This is a genomic window from Micromonospora sp. NPDC049282 (assembly GCF_043197045.1).
Lineage (GTDB): Bacteria > Actinomycetota > Actinomycetes > Mycobacteriales > Micromonosporaceae > Micromonospora.
This window is the reverse complement of record NZ_JBICSL010000011.1, coordinates 128,752-149,276: the sequence shown is the minus strand read 5'-3', so window position 1 is coordinate 149,276 and position 20,525 is coordinate 128,752. Positions and strand designations below refer to the sequence as shown.

The following is a 20,525-nucleotide window of genomic DNA, read 5'->3' as shown; positions in this document are numbered from 1 at the left end:
GGACGGATCCCGGCCCGCCGGTCGGGCCACCTCGGGATTCCCGCCGGCGGGATCCGTCCGGCGGTGGGAGCCGGCAGGTCAGTCGGGGTGCCCCCGGGGCGGTGGGCCGGGCCGACCACGTCGCGGCGGGATGTGTCAGGATTCCGTCACCGCTCCGCACGCGAGCCGGCGGCGACGTCGGCTCCCGGGGGCAGGTCGGGCCCGCTGCCGGGAACCCGCCGAATGGCCAGCGACGGTCGGCCATCTCTACGCGGGCTGCCCACACCTGGGCAGGCTTACCGGAACGTGAGCAGACTTTCCCTCAACGTTCGGATCGGGGACACTCGAAGTCACGGTCAGTTCCAGCTGTGCCGTGGGACTGCCCGGCTCGGTCGAAAGGGAGCGACAGACACTCATGCCCTCACCCCATTTGGCCGAGAACGACGCCGACGGTCTTGCCCTGATGGCCTACCTGGGCTGGTTGCGCCGCCGCTGGTGGATCCTCCTGCTCGCCGCGGTCCTCGGTCTGGCCGGCGGCCTCGCGGTGAGCCAACTCCAGGAGGCGCGCTACACCTCGACCACCGCCCTGCTGGTACGCCCGCTCAGCTCCGGGTCGGAGAACAACCCGAACTCCAAGGTCAACCTCGACACCGAGGCGCAGGTGGTCCGCTCGCTCGTGGTGGCCGAGCGGGCGAAGGACCTGATGAAGGTCGGCACCGGCGGTGACGAGCTGGTCAAGTCGGTGACGGTGACCGTCCCGCCGAACAGCCAGATCCTCCAGGTCGCCTACGAGGCGACCAGCCCCGAGGAGGCGCAGTCGGGCTCGCACGCGTTCGCGCAGGCCTACCTCGACCTGCGCAAGGCGACCGCGCAGAAGACCCTGGAGAACGAGACCAAGGCCCTGACCCAGCAGATCGACCAGGTCAAGAAGCAGCTCAACGACGTCGCCGGGCGGATCGCCGCCGCCCCCTCCAACTCGCCGGAACGCCAGCGCGCCGAGGCCGACCAGAACGTGCTGACCAACCAGCTCAGCGGTCTGAACAACCGGCTCAGCCCGCTGATCTCGGCCGCCATCGACCCGGGCGAGATCATCTCGGACGCCCGGCTGCCGGACCACCCCAGCTCCCCGAACCGCACCCTGAACCTGGCCAGCGGCATGGGCGCCGGTCTGCTGCTCGGCATCGTCCTGGCCCTGGTGCTGGACCGCCTCGACAACCGGGTCCGCCGCGGCCGCGACATCTCCGACCGGGTCGGCCTGCCGCTGCTCCTGGAGCTGCCGGCCCGCACCCCGTCGCTGTCCGTGCTGCCGGCGTCCCACAAGATCTCCCGTGAGCTGGGCCGGCTGCGCAACGTCCTGCTCTCCGCGGTGCCCGAGCCGGCGCAGGCCGGTCGCGGTCGCCAGCTCCTGCTCTGCGACGGCTCGGCCGGCACGGCAGCCGGGTTCGTCGCCGCCAACCTGGCCGCCGCGTACGCCCGCACCGGCGCGCAGGTCGCGCTGATCACCACCAAGCCGGACTCGGCGTTGAGCAGCATCACCGGGGTGGCCGAGGGGCGGCACAGCCTCGCCTCGGTGCTCCGTCGCGACGTGCCGGCGCTCAAGGCGCTGGCGCCGGTGCCGGGGCTCGGCCAGCTCCGGGTGCTCGTCCCGGGCGACCTGGACGCGGAGGTCGAGCTGCCGGTCGCCGGCCTGCTGGAGATCCTGCACGAGCTGACCGCGCGCTTCGATCACGTGCTGATCGAGACGGCCCAGCCCACCCACGCGGTGGAGGCGCAGGCGCTCGGCCGGTACGCCGACGCGGTGATCGTGGTGGCCGAGACCGGGCGCACCCGCAGCGTCGAGATCACCGCCGCGCTCCAGCAGTTCGAGCAGGTCAACGCGCCGGTGCTCGGTGCCGTGCTGGCTCCGCGGATGCCCGCCGCGCCGGCCGGCGCCACCCGGCCGACGCCGCCGACGACGACGACGCCGAACCCCACGAACCAGACGAACCGGCCCAAGCCGCGGCCGAGCCCCGGCCCGTCCGCCGAGTCCACCATGGTGCTGCCGCGGATGCGGCCGTCCGGCACCGGCGCCTCGGCCAAGCCGGCCACCCCCGGGCCGACGTCGGGCACGGCGTCCTCCACCCCGGTGAAGCCGCCTGCGCCGCGCAAGCCGTCGACGCCGAGCAACCCGATGCCGGTCAACGGCGGCGGCGGGACCTACCGGTCCCGCGGTGACGGCGACGGCCGCAGCTACGCCCTGGAATCCGGCGAGGACCTGGGGTGAGTCGCCGGCAGATCCTCCGCGCCGCCGTCGGGCCGATCATGGTGGCCTGCCTCCTGACGGCGTGCCAGCCCCAGCCCAAGTCGGGTGGGGTCCAGGTAGTCGAGCCGGGGACCGCGCCCGCGACGACCGCGACGAGCGCCGCCCCGAGCCTGCCGCCGGCCCCGCTCACCGGTGTGCCGGCCGGTTCACCGGCGGTGGCCACCCGGCCGGCCCTGGCGGTGCCGCTGCGGGTGAGCCCGTCGACCACCCCGGCCGGGCTGGACGCGGCCGACGTGGTCTACGCCGAGTTCGCCGAGTCCGACTCCCTCCACCTGACCGCGGTGTACCACTCCCGCGACGCGGCCAAGGTCGGCCCGGTCACCGAGATCCGCCCGATGGACATCCGGTCGGTCGCCGTGCTGCGCCCGTTCGTCGGCTACGACGGCGGCCCCACCGGCTTCCTGGCCCAGTTCAAGGACTCGAAGCTCGCCGGGGTCACGCCCGACGACGACGACAAGGCGTTCTCCGGGGACTACACCTCGACGGCGGCGCTCTGGCGGGCGGCGCCGAAGGCCGCTCCGCCGCCGACCTCGGTGCTGGACTACGCGACCCCGGGTGACGCGCTGGCCGGGAGCGACCTCGCCCCGGCCCGGCAACTCACCGTCAGCGTTCCCGGTGGTCCACCCATGGTGTGGCGATTCGACGCGGCGAAGTCCGTGTGGACGACCCGGGTGGGCAAGGCGACCGTCGCCGCGACGTCGGTGGTGGTGCTGACGACCGAATACCGCACGTTGGACGTCCGTAAGCCGTCACCCCGCTCGCTGCCGTCCGCCAAGGTCTTCGGCCAGGGCGCTGCGGTCGCCGTCTCCGGCCCCTCCGGCGCCAAGGGGAGCTGGCGGAAGCCGGGCCAGGACATGGTCTGCAACGTGGTGGGCGTCGACGGGGGCCTGCTGCACCCGCAGCCGGGCAACGCCTGGGTCATCTACGTGTCGAGCACCGCGCGGGTCACGCTGGGATGAGCACCCTCGCCCCGAACGAGCCCACCCGTGGATTCGCGCCGGTGCCGCCGACGGGCTCCCCGGTGGTGGGTGGCGTCGTCCCGGCCCGGGCGCCGGTCCGGCCGACGGCTCCGTCGTTCCGACTGTCGCCCGCCTGGCCGCTGAGCGCGGCGTTCGTGCTCTACCCGGTCGCCTGGATGCTCGGGGTGTCCACCTTCATCTTCGTCGTGCTGGCCGTGCCGATGGCGGTGCAACTGCGCCGCCGGGGTTCGGTCAAGGTGCCGCCGGGCTTCGGCATCTGGCTGGTCCTGCTGCTCTGGATCTTCCTCTCCGTGATGATGCTCGGCCTCCGGGCGCCCAACACGTTGCCGCCGGCCGGTGGCGGCCGATACCTCGGGTGGGGCATCTGGCTGGCCAACTACGTGGCCCTCACCGTGGTCATGGTCTACGTGTTCAACCTGCGCGAGCGGGAGCTGTCGCAGCGCCGGGTGATCCGGCTCTTCGGCTTCATGGCCGTGGTCACGGTGATCGGCGGTTACCTCGGCTCGCTGCTGCCGTCGTTCGGCTTCGTCGCGCCGCTCAACTACCTGCTGCCGCCCGGCATCGCCAACCAGCCCTACGTCGCCTCCCTGATGGACGTGCGGTTCGCCCAGGTGCAGCAGGTGCTCGCCGGGGAGAGCGAGTCGCCCCGCCCCTCGGCGCCGTTCGAGTACACCAACTCGTGGGGCGAGAACATCGCGATCCTGCTGATCTGGCTCATCGTCGGCTGGGTCGTGCTGGGCGGGCCGGTGCGGCGCCTGCTCGGCATCGCGATCGCGCTGGCCGCGATCTTCCCGATCGTCTACTCGCTCAACCGCGGGCTCTGGGTCGGCCTGGGCATCGCCGCGGTCTACGTCGCCATCCGGCTCGCGCTGCGTGGCCGGATGGTGGTGCTCGGCGGGCTCGCCCTGGCGGTCGGGCTGATCGGCGTGCTGGTCGTCGCCACCCCGCTCGGCCGCACCTTCGACGAACGGCTGCAGAACGGGCACAGCGACGACATCCGCGCCACCCTCTCCGCCGGCGCGGTCACCGCGGCCAACCACTCGCCGATCCTCGGCTACGGCGGCAACCGGGCGCTGATCGGCAGCAACCGGTCCATCGCCATCGGCAAGTCGGACGACTGCAAGCAGTGCGGCAACCGGGAGCTGGGCAGCAACGGCCAACTCTGGGCGCTGCTCATCGGTCAGGGGTGGGTCGGCGCGCTGGCCTACAACGGCTTCTTCCTCTACTGCCTCTGGCGTTACCGGCGCGACAACAGCGCCATCGGCATCGCCGGCACGCTCGTCATCATCCTCATGCTCTTCTTCCAGTTCACCTACGGGGCGCTGGAAGCCACCCTCGCCTACGCCCTGATCTCCGTCGCCCTGCTGGCCCGCAACGACCGGCTGCGCCGGGCGCTCGCGCCGACGCCACCGAAGGGCACGATCGCCGGGCTACGGGCCCGACTGGAAGCAGCCGGTGACCGCTGATGGTGTTCCGCGTACCCCCGGACGGCGACGGCCGCTCCGCCTACCTCGGTGAGCTGGCCGGCCTGATCTGGCCCGAGCCGGCCGCGCCCGCCCTGCGCCGGGGCGGCCCAGGCTGGGTGGTGGTGCCCTCCGCCGCCCGCCCCCGGCTGCTGGTGCCCACCGGCTCCGGCCGGGCCGCCGCCGGCGCCGTGCGGCACTCCACCGAGGCGGTCGGCCGCAAGGCCAAGCTGGTCCGGCAAGGGCTGGCCACCGCGTTCCGGCTCGGGCTGGGGCCAATGGTGTTCCGCGACCGGCTGGTGGTCGACGGCAGCGGGCTGGACGCCTACCTGACCGAGGTGCTCGGCGAACCGACGCTGGTCAGCCTGCACATCGGGCCGGCCCGGGCCAACCGCAAGCCGGTGCTGCAACTGCTCGCGCCGGACGGCCGGGCCCTGGGCTACGCGAAACTCGGCGTCGACCCGTTGACCCGGGCCCTGGTCGACGCCGAGGCCGCCGCGTTGCGCCGCCTCGCCGGCGTGCCGCTCGGCCCGGTCGTGCTGGCCGGCGTACGCCACCACGGCGAGTGGCACGGGCACGCGTTGCTGGTGCAGGAGGCGCTTCCGGTGCGGCTGCCCCGGGCCACCCCGGCCGACGCGGCGGAGGCGGAACGGGCCGCCATGGTGGCGGTCGCCGGCTGTCTCGGCGTACAGCAGGGGTCGTGGGCGGGGAGCGGGCACGCGGCCCGGCTCGCCGCCGCGGTGGACGCGCTGGGTGACCGGCCGGAGGCCGGGCGGCTGCGCGCGGTACTCGCATCGGTCGCGGACGCCGACCCGGTGGTGGCCTTCGGCGCCTGGCACGGGGACTGGAACGGCGGCAACAGCGCGGTGCTGGCCGACGGCCGGGTGCTGGTCTGGGACTGGGAACGGTTCGAAGCCGACGTGCCGGCCGGCTACGACGCGCTGCACCTGGCGGTGCAGGGCGCGATGAGCCACGACGGGGTGGAGCCGCTGGAGGCCGCCCGGGCGTTGATCGCCGGCGCGGACCGGACGCTCGCGCCGTTCGGCCAGGCCGGCGGGGGCGCCGACCTGGTCGCCGTGCTCTACCTGGTGGAGCTGGCGGCGCGTTATCTGCGGGACCGGCAGGCCGAGGCGGGTGCGCGACTGGGGCACGTCGACACCTGGCTGCTGCCTGCCGTCGAGGAGCACCTGGCCCGCCGGGCCCGGTGAGAGTGAGGAGTGGGGACGTGACGGTGGCCAGGGAGCAGGCGCTCCGCGCGGTGAAGTCGGTGAGCCGGACGGTCGGTCGGTTGACCGCGGGCTCACGGATGGTGCCGGGATTCCTGATCGTGGGGGCGCAGCGCTGCGGCACCACCTCGCTGTTCAAGACGCTCTCGCAGCACCCCGGCGTGCTGCCGCCTGCCTACCACAAGGGCGTGCACTACTTCGACATGCACTACCGCCGGGGGATGAGCTGGTATCTCGGGCACTTCCCCACCACGAGCAGGGCGGAGGCGGTCAAGGAGCAGCTCGGCGTACGCGGGATCACCGGCGAGTCGAGCCCCTACTACATGTTCCACCCGCTGGCCGGGCAGCGAATCGCCAAGGACCTGCCGTCGGTGAAGCTGCTGGTGCTGCTGCGTGACCCGGTGGAGCGGGCCTACTCGGCGCACTCGCACGAGCTGGCCCGGGGCTTCGAGACCGAGGCGGACTTCGAGCGGGCGCTGGCGCTGGAGGAGCAGCGGACGGCCGGCCAGCGGGAGCGGATGACCGCCGACCCGTCGTACGCCAGCGAGCACCTCCAGCACAACGCCTACCTGGCCCGGGGGCGCTACATCGAGCAGGTGGAGCGGCTGGAGGCGCTGGTCGGCCGGGACCGGCTGCACGTCATCGACAGCGACGACTTCTTCGCGGACCCGCGTCCCTCCTTCGACGCGGTCTGCGACTTCCTCGAGCTGCCCCGCTGGGCGGACATCGCCTTCGGCAAGCACAACTCGCGGTCCCGCTCGCCGATGTCGGCCGAGCTGCGGGCCCGGCTGGAGGACCACTTCGCCCCGTACGACGAGCGGCTGGCCACCTGGTGGGGACGCGTGCCGTCGTGGCGGCGGTGACCCGGGCGGACGCTGAGGCGGTCGGCGCGGCGGAGGCGCCGGCCGGCGGCGCGTCCGGCGCCGGTCTCGGCGGCGCCGCACGTCAGGGCTTCGCCAACCTGGTCGGGGTCGGGCTGGCCGCGGTGGCCGGCTTCGGCCTGAACATCGTCATCACCCGCGCCTGGTCGGTCCGCGAGGCGGGCATGTTCTTCGCCGCCACCAGCGCGTTCATGATCGCCGCCTCGGCGGCCCGGCTCGGCACCGACGTGGGGACCATCTACTTCGTCAGCCGGCACCGGACGCTCGACCGACGCGACCGGATCCGCGGCACGATCGCGGTGGGTCTCGTGCCGGTCCTGGTGGTCGGGGCGCTGCTCGCGGTGGCCGGCTGGCTGGCCGCCCCCGCGTTGGCGCGGCTCACCATGCCGGAGGCGGGCCCCGGCGCGGTGACCGCGCTGCGGGTGCTGCTGGCGTTCGTGCCGCTCGCCGCGCTCAACGACTACGCCGTCGCCGCCTGCCAGGGCTTCGGCCAGATGCGCCCGCTGCTGACCGTGGAACGGCTCGGCCGGACCCTGGTGCAGTTCGTCGCGGTCGCCGTGGCGGCCTGGCTCGGCCTCTCCGCCACCAGCGCACTGCCGCTGGCATGGGCGCTGCCCTACCTGTTCGCGGCCGCCGCCGGCCTGCTCTGGCTCCGCCGGCTCGTCCGCCGGGCCGAGCGCGACGTGCCGAGTCCGGTGCCGGCGGCCGAGCAGATCGGTCCGTTCTGGCGGTTCACCGGGCCCCGCGCGTTGAGCACGCTGGCCGCGATCGTGGTGCAGCGGCTCGACATCGTGCTGCTCAGCGCGTTGCGCGGGCCGGCCGACGCGGCCCTCTACACCGCCGCCACCCGGTTCCTGGCCCTCGGCCAGCTCGCCGGGACGGCCCTGGGCAGCTCGGTGCAGCACCGCATGGCGGCGGCCTTCGCGCGCGCCGACCACGACGAGGCGCGTCAGCTCTACCAGGTCGCCACTGGCTGGCTGGTGCTGTTGTCCTGGCCGATCTATCTGGGTTTCGCCGCTTTCGCCGCGCCGATGCTGGCCCTGTTCGGCTCGGGCTACGGCGCCGGTAAGTCCGTGGTGGTGCTGCTCTCGCTGGTCATGCTGGTGGCCACCGGGTGCGGCATGGTGGACGTGGTGCTCAACATGGCCGGCCGCACCGCGTGGACCTTCTACAACGCGATGGCAGCCACGGTCCTCAACGTGGTGCTCAACCTCGTGCTGATCCCGCGCCACGGCATCGTCGGCGCGGCGCTGGCCTGGACCGGTGCCATCCTGGTGAACAACCTGGTGCCGCTGGCGCAGCTCTGGTGGTCCCTGCGGCTGCACCCGTTCGGGCGCGGCAGCCGGGTCGCCATGACGCTGGGCCTCGCCTGCTTCGGCCTGCCGCTCGGGCTTGCCGTCCTGTTCGACGCCGCACCGCTGGTGCTCGTCGCGCTGACGCTGGCCGGTGGCGCCGCCTACGTGGCGGCGGCCTGGCGCTGGCGGGGCACGCTGCACCTCGACGCGCTCCGCAGCCTGCGGCGCGGGGGCGGCGCGGGAATGGCCGCCCGGCCCTGACACCGGCGTCCGCGCGGTCCGTCGAGAATTCGGGGTCCGGCGGACAGGACTCGGCACGGGTAGAGTGCCAGGGGTCGCCTGCCCGCCCGGCTGGCCGTCGCCTCGGGGAGGTCTGCCAGGGCTGCCTTCGTCGACCGGCGACATCCTGGGGAGAGGTTGCGGTGGTGCTAAGGGTGCGGCGTGCGTTGGCGTCTCTGTCCATTCTGGTCTGCCTGGTTCCGGTGGTGGCGGCCTGCGACTCCGGGTCGGACCGGCCGTCCGGTCAGGCGTCGTTCGTGCCTCCACCCCCGTCGGTGGCGCCCCGGACCGATCCGGTGCGTACCACCGGTCGCGGGCCGGAACCGCCGGAGAAGGGCGCCTGGCTGGGCGCCTGGGTCCAGCCGGAGTTCCACAACCCGGCCGGGCGGGCGACCGCGTTCGACGCGTTCAACCAGGCGGCCGGCGGCAAGCTCACCGTGGCCCACATGTTCCACGAGTGGAACAAGCCCTTCCCGGGCGACACCCAGACCGCGTTCAACGGGATGGGCAAGCTGCAAATGATCTCGTGGAGCGGCACCGACACCCGGTCGACGGTCAGCGGCGTCTACGACCCGCTGATCCGGCAACGGGCCGAGAACGTGAAGGCGTTCGGCATCCCGGTGCTGCTGCGCTACCGCTGGGAGATGGACCGGCCAAACCTGCGCGCCAGCGTCCACTCACCGGAGGACTACATCGCCGCCTGGAAGCACATCCGGGCCATCTTCACCGAGGTCGGCGCCACCAACGCGGCCTGGGTCTGGTGCCCGCACGCCGACGGCTTCGCCAGCCCGGAGCGTGACGCCGCGGCCTACTACCCCGGCGACGACCAGGTCGACTGGCTCTGCGCGGACGTCTATCCGGGCACCGAATGGGTGAGCTTCGCGGAGCGCATGGACCACTTCATGGCGTTCGCCAGCAAGCACCCCCGGCCGGTGGTGATCGGTGAGTTCGGCCCGACCGAGAAGGGCCGGCCCGGCCAGCGGGCCGACTGGCTGCGCGGGGTCCGCGGCTACCTGAAGGAACACCCGCAGATCAAGGCCGCGATGTACTTCTCCGGACGGGACACGAAACCGGTGTACGACACGACCTTCGACGACGACCCGGAGAGCGCGGCGGTGTTCCGCGAGTTGGCCACCGATCCCTACTTCTCCCCACCCCTGCCGAGCCTCAATCCCACCTCCGCGCCACCGTCCAAATCCACTGAGTGATCATTTCCTCGTCTTTTCGTCCGGCCCGAGCCCCTTCCTCGGCAAAAAGGTCGATCCCGGGTGGACGCGCGACGGCCGAATGCGAGAAGGTGTTGTCCTCACGTCTGCGGTCGGCCGCGTGCGGCCTCACCTCGCGTCGCCACCGGCCACGATCGCAGCGCCTCCGACGTTCCCCCCGGAGCAGCCTGTGCCTTCCTCGTTCCTGAGACACCGCTCGGTGTCCGCCTTCGGCGCCGCCGTGCTCGGCATCGCCGCCCTGTTCACTCCGGTCCCGGCCCTCGCCGCACCCACGGCCACGGTCGCGCCCGACCACAGCACCCTGGTCAGCGAGCTGACCACGGACAAAACGCCGAACATCAACGACGGCAACGTGCTGGCCATCTACGACGCCGGCAGCAAGGTGATCGTCGGCGGCTCGTTCACCAACGCGCAGAACCGCGGTTCGTCCCCGACGCCCGTCGACCGGCGGGCGATCCTCGCCTTCGACAAGGCCACCGGCAAAATCGACAACGCGTTCGTGCCGCTGCTCGACGGCGACGTCAACGCGCTGATCGCCGGGCCCACCCCGGGCACCGTCTACGTCGCCGGCAGGTTCAACAAGGTCGGCGACAAGAGCATGCGCAAGCTCGCGCTGCTGAACGTGGCGGACGGCACCCTCGTCGACGGGTTCAAGAACCCCGCGTTCGACGGCGCGGTCAGCGATGTCCTCCTGGTCGGCGACCACCTGCTGGTGGGTGGCAACTTCACCTCGGCCGCCGGCACCACCCGCAACGGCCTGGTGTCGCTGAACCCGACCACGGGCGCGGTGGACGACTACCTGACCGTGGCGCTCACCGAGCACCACAACTGGACGCCGACCAACGGCGGCGCGTCGGCCGCCGTGGGCACCGAGAAGATGGCCGTCTCCCCGGACGGCAAGCACCTCGTGGTGATCGGCAACTTCAAGAAGGCGGACGGCGCCGTCCACGATCAGATCGCGCGGATCGACCTGGGCGCGAGCTCGGCCACCGTCGCCGACTGGAACACCGACGGCTACGCCGGCGCCTGCAAGTACAGCGCGTTCGACTCGTGGGTCCGCGACGTGCAGTTCTCCCCGGACAGCAAGTACTTCGTCGTGGTGAGCACCGGCGCGTCCTACCCGGGCACGCTCTGCGACTCGGCGGCCCGCTGGGAGACCGACGCCACCGGCGCCGGCCAGAAGCCGACCTGGACCAACTTCAGCGGCGGCGACACCTTCCTCTCCGTGGGCATCAGCGAGAAGGCCATCTATGTCGGCGGCCACTTCCGCTGGTCCAACAACCCGCTGGCGCGAGACAAGGCCGGCCCCGGCGCGGTGCCGCGCGCCAGCATCGCGGCCCTCGACCCGCTGAGCGGCCTGCCGCTGGCCTGGAACCCGGGCCGCCACCCGCGCGGCTACGGCGTCACCGAGATGCTGGTGACGCCGCAGGGCCTCTGGCTCGGCAGCGACCAGGAGTGGATCGGCAACTACGAGTACCAGCGGAAGCGGCTCGCCTTCTTTCCGCTGACCGGCGGCGACGCCCCGCACTCGACCAGCACCAAGGGCCTGCCCGGCAACGTCTACCAGGCCGGTCGGGCGGCGCAGACCGAGGTGCTCTACCGGGTCAACGCCGGCGGCCCCGCCATCCCGGCGACCGACGGCGGGCCGGACTGGGCGGCCGACACCGACGCCGCGCCCAGCCCCTACCACAACGGCGGCAACAGCGCGAAGTCGTACCCGACCAACGCGACGTTCGACGCCACCGTGCCGGCCAGCACGCCGGCCACGCTGTTCAACACCGAGCGGTGGGACCAGGCCACCGCGCCCGACATGCAGTGGGACATCCCGATCGCGGCCGGCACCCGGGTGGACGTCCGGATCTACCTGGCCAACCGGTACGCCGGCACCGCCGCCCCGGGCAAGCGCAAGCTCGACGTGAGCGTCGACGGCGTGCTCAAGATGAACGACTTCGACCCGGTGGCCGCCGCCGGCGGCACCGACCGCGGCACCATGCAGTCCTTCTCCGTGGTCAGCGACGGCGTGGTCGACGTCGACTTCGGCCGGGTCCTGGAGAACCCGCTGGTCCACGGCATCGAGATCGTCAAGACCGCGCCGACGCCGGACGCCTCGGACGTGCTCTACCGGGTCAACGCCGGTGGCGAGCAGCTCGCCGCGCCGAGCGGCCCGGCCTGGGCCGGCGACACCCCGACCGCGCCGAGCACCCTCCACAACGCGGGCAACAAGGTCACCACGTACCCGACGGACGCGGCGCGCGACGCCACCGTCCCGGCCGGCACGCCGGCGACGCTGTTCAACAGCGAGCGGTGGGACGAGTCGCCCGCACCGGACATGCAGTGGGACTTCCCGGTCCCGGCCGGCACGCCGGTGCAGGTGCGGCTCTACCTGGCCAACCGGTACTCCGGCACCGCCACCGCCGGCAAGCGCAAGTTCAACGTCAGCATCGACGGCGTGCAGAAGCTGAGCAACTTCGACCCGGTGGCCGCGATCGGCGCCACCAACAAGGGCACCATGCGCGCCTTCGCGGTGACCAGCGACGGCAACGTCGACGTCGACTTCGGTCGGGTCCTGGAGAACCCGCTGGTGCAGGGCATCGAGATCGTCAAGCTGCCGCCGGTGCCGCCGGCCACCACGGTCGACAGCATCACCAAGCGGTCGTACGACGGCGCGACCGGCGTCGGCAACGCGATGTCGGTGCCCAACCCGGACGACACCCGCTGGTCGGGCGTCAAGGGCGCGTTCTGGGTCGGCGGTGACCTGTTCTACGGCGTCGGCGGCGACCTCTACACGCGCTCGTTTGACGGCTCCGAGTTCGGCGCCGCCAAGAAGGTCGACCCGTACCACGACGCGAAGTGGGACAAGATCGTCACCGGCTCCGCGCCGGAGGGTTCGACGTACGCGGGTATGACGGTCAACTTCTCCGCCGAGCTGCCCAACGTGACCGCGATGTTCTACAAGAGCGGCCGGGTCTACTACGCGCTGGCCGGCCAGAGCGCGCTGTTCTCGCGTCAGTTCGCGCCGGACACCGGCACGGTCGGCGCCGAGCGGACCACGGTCACCGGCACCACCGGCTTCGCCGACGCGGCCGGCCTGTTCCTGGACGGCGACAAGCTCTACGTCGTCTCCCGGAGCACCGGCAACCTGTCCTCGATGGACTGGTCGAACGGCGTGCCGACCGGTTCCGCCACCACCCGCAGCGGTCCCGGCGTCGACGACGTGGACTGGCGCGGCACCGCGGTCTTCGTCGGCCCCTGACCAGGCGGCACGACCGAGACACACCGCACGACGATGGCCCGGCCGGTATCGGCCGGGCCATCGCCCGTCCCGGGCGCCGGCTCAGGCCCGGGTCGGGGCGTGCTCCCGCGCCCAGACCCGCATCAGGTCACGCACCGAGATCACCCCGGCCACCTCGCGGCCGTCGAGCACCACCAGGTGGCGGAATCCGCCCCGGGCCATCGCCGCGGCCGCCTCCTCCACCGTCCAGTCCGGGCCGGCGTAGACGACGTCCCAGGTCAGGTGGGCGCCGGTGCGTTCGACGTCCGGGTCGAGCCCGGCTCCGATCGCCTTCAGCACATCGCGTTCGGTCATGATCCCGACCCCCTCGGAGTCCGGGTCGATCACGACCGCCGACCCGACACCGCGGGCCGACATCATCCGGGCCGCCTGGCGGAGCGTGTGCTCCGGGCCGACCACGAGGACCTCACTGGACATCGCTTCCCGAACCTGCATCACACATCACTCCTGTGGGACGGCGACTGGGTACGGACATGGTGGGCCATCGATGCGTACCGGGACAAGTACGGGCATCGCCGGAATCGGCGCGGAGGCTACTGTCGGGGGGTGTCCACCGAGCCCCTCCGCTGCGCCGGCGCGCTGATCGTCGACGACGACGGCCGCATCTTCGTCCAGCGCCGCTCCGCCGAGCGGCGCCTCTTCCCCAACTGCTGGGACATCGCCGGTGGCCACCTCGAGCCGGGGGAGGAGATCGACGACGCGCTGCGCCGGGAGGTCACCGAGGAGACCGGCTGGGCCGTGTCGCACGTGCTCGGCCTGGTCGGCGAGTACCGCTACACCGGCGACGACGGGCTGGAGCGGGTGGAGACCGACTTCCTGGTCCGGGTGGACGGTGACCTGAGCCGGCCCCGGCTGGCGCCCGGCGAGCACACCGAGTTCCGCTGGCTGGCCGAGCGGGACATCGCCCTGCTGGACGAGCACCGGGACGTCAACGACGGGTTGATCCGGCGGATCGTGGCGGACGGCTTCGCCGCGCTGCGGTCGATCGGGTTGTAGAGCGATCACGGGCTGAACCACGGCCGCCGAGCCGCCGACGATATCCTCGCCTCGTGGAATCGGTCGAGAAGAGGAGCGTGTCGGCATGATCGGGATGGTGCTCGCCGCGGGTGCGGGGCGCCGGCTGCGGCCGTACACGGACACCCTGCCCAAGGCCCTGGTGCCGGTCGACGGGGAGACCACCATCCTCGACATCGCGCTGCGCAACCTCGCCGAGGTGGGGCTGACCGAGGTGGTGATCGTGGTCGGCTACGCGGCCGACGCGGTCCGCCGGCGCCAGGCCGAGCTGGCGGAGAAGTACGGCGTCACGCTCACCCTGGTCGACAACGACAAGGCCGAGGAGTGGAACAACGCCTACTCGCTCTGGCTGGCCCGGGAACACTTCTCCCGTGGCGTGCTGCTGGTCAACGGCGACACCGTGCACCCGGTGAGCGTGGAGAAGACGCTGCTGGCCGAGCGCGGCCCGGGCATCCTGCTGGCCGTCGACACGCTCAAGCCGCTGGCCGAGGAGGAGATGAAGACCACCTTCGACGCCGCCGGCCAGCTCACCCGGATCACCAAGCTGATGGACCCGGGCGAGGCGTACGGCGAGTACATCGGCGCGACGCTGATCGAGCCGCAGGTGGCCGGCGCGCTCGCCGACGCGCTGGAGGCGACCTGGCGGCGCGACCCGAACCTCTACTACGAGGACGGCTACCAGGAGTTCGCCGACCGGGGCGGCGAGGTGCGGGCGGCGCCGATCGGCGACGTCTCCTGGGTCGAGGTCGACAACCACGAGGACCTGGCCCGGGCGTGGGAGATCGCGTGCCGCTACTAGCCCGCAGCGTCCTCACCCCGCTGCACATCGACGTGCGGCGGGGCGCGGTGGCGGACCTGGCGTCGATCCTCTCCGACGGCCGCATCTCGGCCGGCGGCGACGTCGCCGTGGTGGTCGGGCCGGGGCAGGGCGAGAAGATCGCCGAGCTGATCCGGCCGTCGCTGCGGTCGGCGGACCTGTTCACCGTGGCCGGGGGCACCCTGGAGGCCGCCGACGAGCTGGGCGGAAAGCTGCGTGCCCGGTCGTACGACGCGGTGGTCGGCATCGGCGGCGGCAAGACCATCGACGTGGCGAAGTACGCCGCCACCCGGCGCGGCCTGCCGATGGTCTCGGTGGCGACCGCGCTGGCCAACGACGGCATCGCGTCCCCGGTGGCGAGCCTGATCACCGAGGGCCTCAAGGGCTCCTACGGGGTGCACATCCCGATCGCGGTGATCGTCGACCTGGACTTCGTGGAGGCCGGGCCGGAGCGGCACAACCGGGCCGGCATCGGCGACGTGGTCAGCAACATCAGCGCGCTGGCCGACTGGGAACTCGCCCGACGGGTGCGCGGCGAGCCGGTCGACGGGCTGGCCGCGTCGCTGGCCCGGGCCGGCGCCGAGGCGGTGCTGAACCATCCCGGCGACATGACCGACGACGCGTTCGTCACGGTGCTGGCCGACGCGCTGATCTCCAGCGGTCTGGCGATGGCGATCGAGGGCACCAGCCGCCCGTGCAGCGGCGGCTGCCACGAGATCATGCACGCGGTCGACGCGCTCTTCCCCGGCACCGCCTCGCACGGCGAGCTGGCCGGGCTGGGCGCGTTGTTCTGCACGTTCCTGCGCGGCGACGAGCGCCGGTTCGCCGAGATTTCCGCCTGCCTGGCCCGGCACGGGCTGCCCCGGCTGCCGGCCGAGGTGGAGCTGACCGATCACCAGTTCGTCGAGGCTGTGCAGTTCGCGCCGGCCACCCGGCCGGACCGCTACACCATCCTGGAACACCTGGCGATGTCGGCTTCCGAGACCCGGGAGCGGCTGGCAGACTACGCCGGTGCCCTCCGCGACCACCTTGGCTGAGCCCCGTCCCACCGTCGCCGACTTCCACCGGGTCAACCGGGGCGGCGGCCTGTTCAGCGAGTCGATCAGTCAGTGGATCGGGGCGGCGTTCGCGCTGGCCGCCGAGCGTCTGGGGCTGCGCCCGACCGCGCTGACCCTGGCCAATCTGGTGCTGGGGCTGGCCGCCTCGGTGACCGTGGTCGCGCTCGCCGACGACGTGGCCGCCGGCACCGTCCCGGCCTGGGTGGTCGGGCTGGTCGCGCTGGTCGGCTGGCAGATCGCGTACGCGCTGGACTGCGCCGACGGGCAGCTCGCCCGGGTGACCGACCAGCGCAGCGCGGCCGGCGCCCGGATCGACGTGCTCTGCGACGTGGCCGCCCAGATCGCGCTGGTGACCGCGATCGGCACGGTGGCGGTGGCGCAGCGCCCGGCCACGCCGGTCTGGCTGGTGGCGGTCTTCGCCGGCACCTGGATGGTCAACCTGGTGACCTCGGTGATGCAGGCCGGCCCGAACGCGGCCAGCATGGTCACCTCGACGTCGCTCCCGGTGCGCCTGGTCAAGCTGGTCCGCGACTACGGCGCGGTCATCTTCGTGGCCGGCCTGGTGCTGGTGTTCGCGCCCGCGCTGGCGTTCTGGGTGGTGGTGGCGTTCACCGTCGTGAACGGCGGCTTCCTGCTCGCGAGCATCGCCTTCTCCGCCCGCGCCGCGCTGTAAGGAGGGGCCCCCTGTCAACGCTTTCCGCATAGGCGGGGCCCCTTCTTAACGCCGCTTGAGGCCGGCGTAGACGTCGATCAGGCGCTTGGTGATCACGTCGGGGTGGAAGGTGCGCTCGTAGCGGGTGCGGGCCGCGCCGGCCAGCGCGGGCGCCTCGGCCGTGGCCAGCGGCAGCGCGGCGGCCAGCGCGTCGACCTCCGGCGCCACCACCCAGCCGGCCTCGCCGCGCTGCACCCCGACCGGCAGCGACACGCGACCGTCGCCGGGCGCGGCGGTCGCCACCTCGGCCGGGCCGGTGCCGGCGGGCTCGCGGGGGGAGTCGGCGCCGACCAGGTACGGGATGCCGCCGAGCGCGGTGCCGAGCACCGGCCGGCCGGCGGCCAGCGCCTCGATGATCACGGTGGGCAGCACGTCGTGCCAGGTCGACGTGGCCAGCACCACGGCGCTGTCGGCCAGCGCGGCGCGTACCCCCGGGCGGTCGAGCTGGCCCAGGTAGAGCACGTCGGGCCGCTCGGCGGCGGCCGCCTCGGCCAGCGGTCGCAGCTCCCCGTCACCGGCGATCCGCAGCGGGCCGAGCGCGCCCACCGGGTGCCGCCGCCACGCCGAGAGCAGCAGGTCGAGGCCCTTCTCCGGGCTGAGCCGGCCCATGAACAGGAAGCCGTTGCCCGGCGGCGCCGGGGTGCCCGGGTCCGGCACCGCGTTCGGCTTGACCACGATCCGCTCGTCCGGGATGCCGTAGTCGCGCAGATGGTCGGCGACCGCCGTGGTCAACGCGATGTAGCGGTCCACCGACCGCCAGGTCGGGCGGTGCACGGCGAGCGTGGTGGCCATCAGCGCGCTCTGCGCCCGGGAGTCGCGGTAGCAGCGGTGCACGATCGCCGGCACACCGAACGCGCGGCCTCGGCAGTCCTGGCAGATCACGCCGTCGCGGAAGTAGAGACCCGAGGAGCAGACCTGGCGGTAGTTGTGCACCGTCTGCACCACCGGCACGCCACGCCTGTGCGCGGTCCGCACCACCCAGGGCGAGAGCAGGGGGTACGGGTTGTGCAGGTGCAACGCGTCCGGCCGGTGCTCGACCAGCAGGCGGTCGAGGTCGTGCTGGGCCTTCGGGGCCCAGATCGGCGAGATCGGCAGCAGCGCCTTGGCCGGCTTGGACATCGAGGGGATCTCGTCGGAGCTGCGCAGGAACGGCAGCACCTCCACGCCCGCCGCGGCGAGCTGGGCGATCTCCGCGTCGACGATGGTGTTCTCGCCGGAGGGCTGAGCTTCCCGGTACCGGTTGTGCGCCACCACGATTCTCACGGAGCTTGCCCTTCGTTCGCGACTGCGGGACTCGCAAGCTCATTCCTCGCGCTCACGGGAGGAAAGGCTACCGTTGTCCCGTGCCTGAACTACCGGAGGTGGAAGCGCTCGCCGGTTACCTGCGCGAGCGGGCGGTCGGCCGGCGGGTCGAGCGGTTCGAGGTTGCCTCGATCAACGCCCTGAAGACGTACGACCCGCCGCCCAGCGCGGTGGCCGGCCGCACGGTCACCGGCGCGGGCCGGTACGGAAAGTTCCTGGACGTCCGGTTCGGCGACGACCTGCACCTGGTGGTGCACCTGGCCCGGGCGGGCTGGCTGCACTACCGGGAGGCGTTCCCGTCCACCACCCCGTTGCGGCCGGGCAAGGGCCCGATCGCGGTGCGGATCCGCCTCGACGACGGCTCCGGGTTCGACCTGACCGAGGCCGGCACGCAGAAGAAGCTGGCCGCCTATCTGGTCACCGACCCGGCCCAGGTGCCCGGCGTGACGAAGCTGGGTCCGGACGCGCTGGCGGCCGACCTGCCCACCTTCGCCGAGCGGCTGCGCAGCCGCCGGGGCCAGGTCAAGGGCGTGCTGACCGACCAGGCGGTGCTGGCCGGCGTCGGCAACGCGTACTCGGACGAGATCCTGCACGCGGCGCGGCTCTCCCCGTTCGCGATCACCGACCGGCTCACCGACGAGCAGCTCGCCGGCCTGCACGCGGCGACCCGGACGGTGCTCGGCGACGCGGTCCGGCGGTCGATGGGGCAGCGGGCCGCGGAGCTGAAGGGCGAGAAGCGCTCAGGGCTCAAGGTGCACGCCCGGAAGGGCCTGCCGTGTCCGGTCTGTGGCGACACGGTGCGTGAGGTTTCGTTCGCCGACTCGAGTCTCCAGTACTGCCCCACCTGTCAGACCGGGGGCAAGCCGCTGGCTGACCGAAGGTTGTCCCGACTCGTACGGTGAGTAACCACACCGGTCGGTTACGGAGCGGAATCATCCCGGGATCGCGGAAGGTCCCACTCCGCGGCACTACCCGAGCCGTCATCCATCGGTATAGTGGCTCGGTCCCCGGCTTCACAACTGACTGGGAGCCGGCCAGATCCCACCCGAGCACGTGGGAGACTGGAACGGTGAGCGACCCGGTCCCTCACGCCGAGTGAGGGCACGGGTCATGCGGGAGGACATGGGTTGAGGTGACGACAAGCCTCCAGCGCCCGGTAACCGACACAGGCCGGAGCAAGAGCGTGCGGCACGTCGACAGCTTTGAGATCCAGCCGCCGACTCCGCCGTCTCACAACGGCGTACCCCGGTCGGGGTGGGCCCGCGCCCGACGCCGGGTCTCCCGGTGGCACCGCCCCTACATCGCGATCCTGCTGCTGGTCGACTTCGGCGCGGCGGCCCTGGCCAGCTTCCTGGCCGTGCAGATCTTCGAGCAGGCGGACTCCGGCTTCAAGAACTCCCCCCAGGTGTGGTTCTACACGGTCGCGTTCCTGCTGCTGCCGCTCGGCTGGGTGCTCATCCTGTGGGGCAACCGGGCGTACGACCGGCGCTACCTGGGTCTCGGGCCGGACGAGTTCAAGCGGGTGATCCGCTCCGGCGTGGCGGTGGCCGCAACCGTCTCGTTCCTGGCCTTCGCCACGGTGACGTCGCTGTCCCGGTGGACGGTCGGCTTCGCGTTGCTCGGCGCCCTGCTGCTGATCCTGCTCGGCCGGATGATCGCGCGGGGCAGCCTGCACGCGCTGCGCCGCCGGATCGGCCAGGCCGGGCACCGGATGGTGCTGGTCGGCCCGCTGCCGGAGTGCCTGGAGGTCTACACGACGGTCACCCGCAACCCCGGCGTCGGTCTGGTGCCGGTGGCCATCCACCTGACCGACGGGTACGCCGCCGCCCGGGGCCTGGACACCCCGGTGCCGGTGTACGCGGGCCGCGACGTGCTGGCCCTCGTCCGTGAGGTCGGCGGGGACACCATCGCGGTCTGCGGCTCGGCCAGCGCCGAGCCGGGCGAGCTGCGCCGGCTGGCCTGGCAGCTGGAGGGCTCCGGCGTCGACCTGGTGGTCGCGCCGCAGCTCACCGACATCGCCGGTCCCCGGGTGCACATCCGCCCGATCGAGGGCCTGCCGCTGCTGCACGTCGAGGAGCCGACGCTCTCCGGCCCGGCGCTGCTGCTCAAGAGCCTGCTGGACCGGGTCGCGTCCGGGTTGGGACTGCTGCTGCTCTCCCCGCTCTTCCTGGCCGTCGCGCTCGCCATCCGGATCTCCGACCCCGGCCCGGTCTTCTTCCGGCAGCCCCGGGTCGGCCACGAGGGGCGCACCTTCCGGGTCTGGAAGTTCCGCACCATGTACGTGGACGCCGAGGAGCGGCTGGCCGGCCTGGTCGACCAGAACGAGACCGACGGCATGATGTTCAAGATGAAGCAGGATCCCCGGGTCTTCCCGGTGGGTCGCTTCCTGCGGGCGTCGTCGCTGGACGAACTGCCCCAGCTGATCAACGTGCTCTGGGGCGAGATGTCGCTGGTCGGCCCGCGTCCGCTGCCCGCCGACGACGGCGACTTCCTGGGCGACGTCCGGCGCCGGCTGCTGGTGCGTCCGGGCATGACCGGGCTGTGGCAGGTCTCCGGCCGCTCCGACCTCTCCTGGGACGAGGCGGTCCGGCTCGACCTCTACTACGTCGACAACTGGTCGCTGGCGTACGACCTCAGCATCCTGTGGCGGACCGTCGGAGTGGTGCTGGCCCGCAAGGGCGCGTACTAGCCTTCCGGGG

The 20,525-nt window shown here is 72.7% G+C and carries 16 protein-coding genes; 14 read left to right on the top strand and 2 right to left on the bottom strand.

Features of this window, described 5'->3' with window-relative positions; translation table 11 throughout:
- Positions 1 to 394 precede the first annotated feature (394 nt).
- From ACGFI2_RS19105 to ACGFI2_RS19070, 8 genes are all read left to right on the top strand, one after another.
- Positions 395 to 2,242 (top strand): Wzz/FepE/Etk N-terminal domain-containing protein, encoded by a 1,848-nt coding sequence (locus ACGFI2_RS19105; protein WP_393518547.1) that lies wholly within the window; start codon positions 395 to 397, stop codon positions 2,240 to 2,242.
- The gene (locus ACGFI2_RS19100) at positions 2,239 to 3,240 is read left to right on the top strand and encodes a DUF3048 domain-containing protein (RefSeq protein ID WP_393518544.1); all 1,002 of its coding nucleotides are present in this window, start codon (positions 2,239 to 2,241) and stop codon (positions 3,238 to 3,240) included. Before ACGFI2_RS19105 ends, ACGFI2_RS19100 begins: the two co-directional genes overlap by 4 nt.
- Positions 3,237 to 4,727 carry an O-antigen ligase family protein gene (locus tag ACGFI2_RS19095; protein ID WP_393518541.1) on the top strand — a complete coding sequence of 497 codons (1,491 nt, stop codon included), beginning with the start codon at positions 3,237 to 3,239 and terminating at the stop codon, positions 4,725 to 4,727. Before ACGFI2_RS19100 ends, ACGFI2_RS19095 begins: the two co-directional genes overlap by 4 nt.
- Positions 4,727 to 5,932, top strand: coding sequence for a hypothetical protein (locus tag ACGFI2_RS19090; RefSeq protein WP_393518538.1), 1,206 nt, complete (start codon positions 4,727 to 4,729; stop codon positions 5,930 to 5,932). The genes ACGFI2_RS19095 and ACGFI2_RS19090 overlap by 1 nt, the downstream gene beginning before the upstream one ends.
- 17 nt (positions 5,933 to 5,949) lie before the next feature.
- Positions 5,950 to 6,813, top strand: coding sequence for a sulfotransferase family protein (locus ACGFI2_RS19085; protein ID WP_393518535.1), 864 nt, complete (start codon positions 5,950 to 5,952; stop codon positions 6,811 to 6,813).
- Positions 6,783 to 8,387: a lipopolysaccharide biosynthesis protein gene (locus tag ACGFI2_RS19080; RefSeq protein WP_393518532.1), complete on the top strand. Its 1,605-nt coding sequence runs from the start codon at positions 6,783 to 6,785 to the stop codon at positions 8,385 to 8,387. The genes ACGFI2_RS19085 and ACGFI2_RS19080 overlap by 31 nt, the downstream gene beginning before the upstream one ends.
- Positions 8,388 to 8,572: 185 nt before the next feature.
- Entirely contained in the window at positions 8,573 to 9,613 is a 1,041-nt protein-coding gene (locus ACGFI2_RS19075; protein WP_393518529.1) for a glycoside hydrolase family 26 protein, read from the top strand.
- 217 nt (positions 9,614 to 9,830) lie between these two features.
- Positions 9,831 to 12,884: a malectin domain-containing carbohydrate-binding protein gene (locus ACGFI2_RS19070; RefSeq protein WP_393518526.1), complete on the top strand. Its 3,054-nt coding sequence runs from the start codon at positions 9,831 to 9,833 to the stop codon at positions 12,882 to 12,884.
- Positions 12,885 to 12,965: 81 nt separating this feature from the next.
- Here the strand turns inward: ACGFI2_RS19070 and ACGFI2_RS19065 are convergent, their stop codons facing one another.
- Positions 12,966 to 13,358 (bottom strand): cyclic nucleotide-binding/CBS domain-containing protein, encoded by a 393-nt coding sequence (locus ACGFI2_RS19065; protein ID WP_269694617.1) that lies wholly within the window; start codon positions 13,356 to 13,358, stop codon positions 12,966 to 12,968.
- Positions 13,359 to 13,469: 111 nt separating this feature from the next.
- Here ACGFI2_RS19065 and ACGFI2_RS19060 point away from each other — a divergent pair, with 111 nt between their 5' ends.
- From ACGFI2_RS19060 to ACGFI2_RS19045, 4 genes are all read left to right on the top strand, one after another.
- The gene (locus ACGFI2_RS19060) at positions 13,470 to 13,919 is read left to right on the top strand and encodes an NUDIX domain-containing protein (protein ID WP_393518522.1); all 450 of its coding nucleotides are present in this window, start codon (positions 13,470 to 13,472) and stop codon (positions 13,917 to 13,919) included.
- Positions 13,920 to 14,004: 85 nt separating this feature from the next.
- A complete protein-coding gene (locus tag ACGFI2_RS19055) occupies positions 14,005 to 14,736 on the top strand; it encodes a sugar phosphate nucleotidyltransferase (RefSeq protein WP_393518519.1) in 732 nt (243 codons plus the stop codon).
- Positions 14,724 to 15,791 (top strand): iron-containing alcohol dehydrogenase family protein, encoded by a 1,068-nt coding sequence (locus ACGFI2_RS19050; RefSeq protein ID WP_393518516.1) that lies wholly within the window; start codon positions 14,724 to 14,726, stop codon positions 15,789 to 15,791. The genes ACGFI2_RS19055 and ACGFI2_RS19050 overlap by 13 nt, the downstream gene beginning before the upstream one ends.
- Complete coding sequence (locus ACGFI2_RS19045) at positions 15,766 to 16,485, top strand: CDP-alcohol phosphatidyltransferase family protein (RefSeq protein WP_393518513.1); 720 nt, start codon at positions 15,766 to 15,768, stop codon at positions 16,483 to 16,485. Before ACGFI2_RS19050 ends, ACGFI2_RS19045 begins: the two co-directional genes overlap by 26 nt.
- 45 nt (positions 16,486 to 16,530) lie before the next feature.
- Here ACGFI2_RS19045 and ACGFI2_RS19040 read toward each other — a convergent pair whose 3' ends face one another.
- Positions 16,531 to 17,787 (bottom strand): glycosyltransferase family 4 protein, encoded by a 1,257-nt coding sequence (locus ACGFI2_RS19040; protein WP_393518510.1) that lies wholly within the window; start codon positions 17,785 to 17,787, stop codon positions 16,531 to 16,533.
- 80 nt (positions 17,788 to 17,867) lie between these two features.
- Between ACGFI2_RS19040 and ACGFI2_RS19035 the strand changes: the two genes are divergently transcribed.
- Both ACGFI2_RS19035 and ACGFI2_RS19030 read left to right on the top strand, forming a co-directional pair.
- Entirely contained in the window at positions 17,868 to 18,728 is an 861-nt protein-coding gene (locus tag ACGFI2_RS19035; RefSeq protein ID WP_393518507.1) for an Fpg/Nei family DNA glycosylase, read from the top strand.
- Between the two features lie 281 nt (positions 18,729 to 19,009).
- Positions 19,010 to 20,515, top strand: coding sequence for a sugar transferase (locus ACGFI2_RS19030; protein WP_393518504.1), 1,506 nt, complete (start codon positions 19,010 to 19,012; stop codon positions 20,513 to 20,515).
- Positions 20,516 to 20,525: the final 10 nt, after the last annotated feature.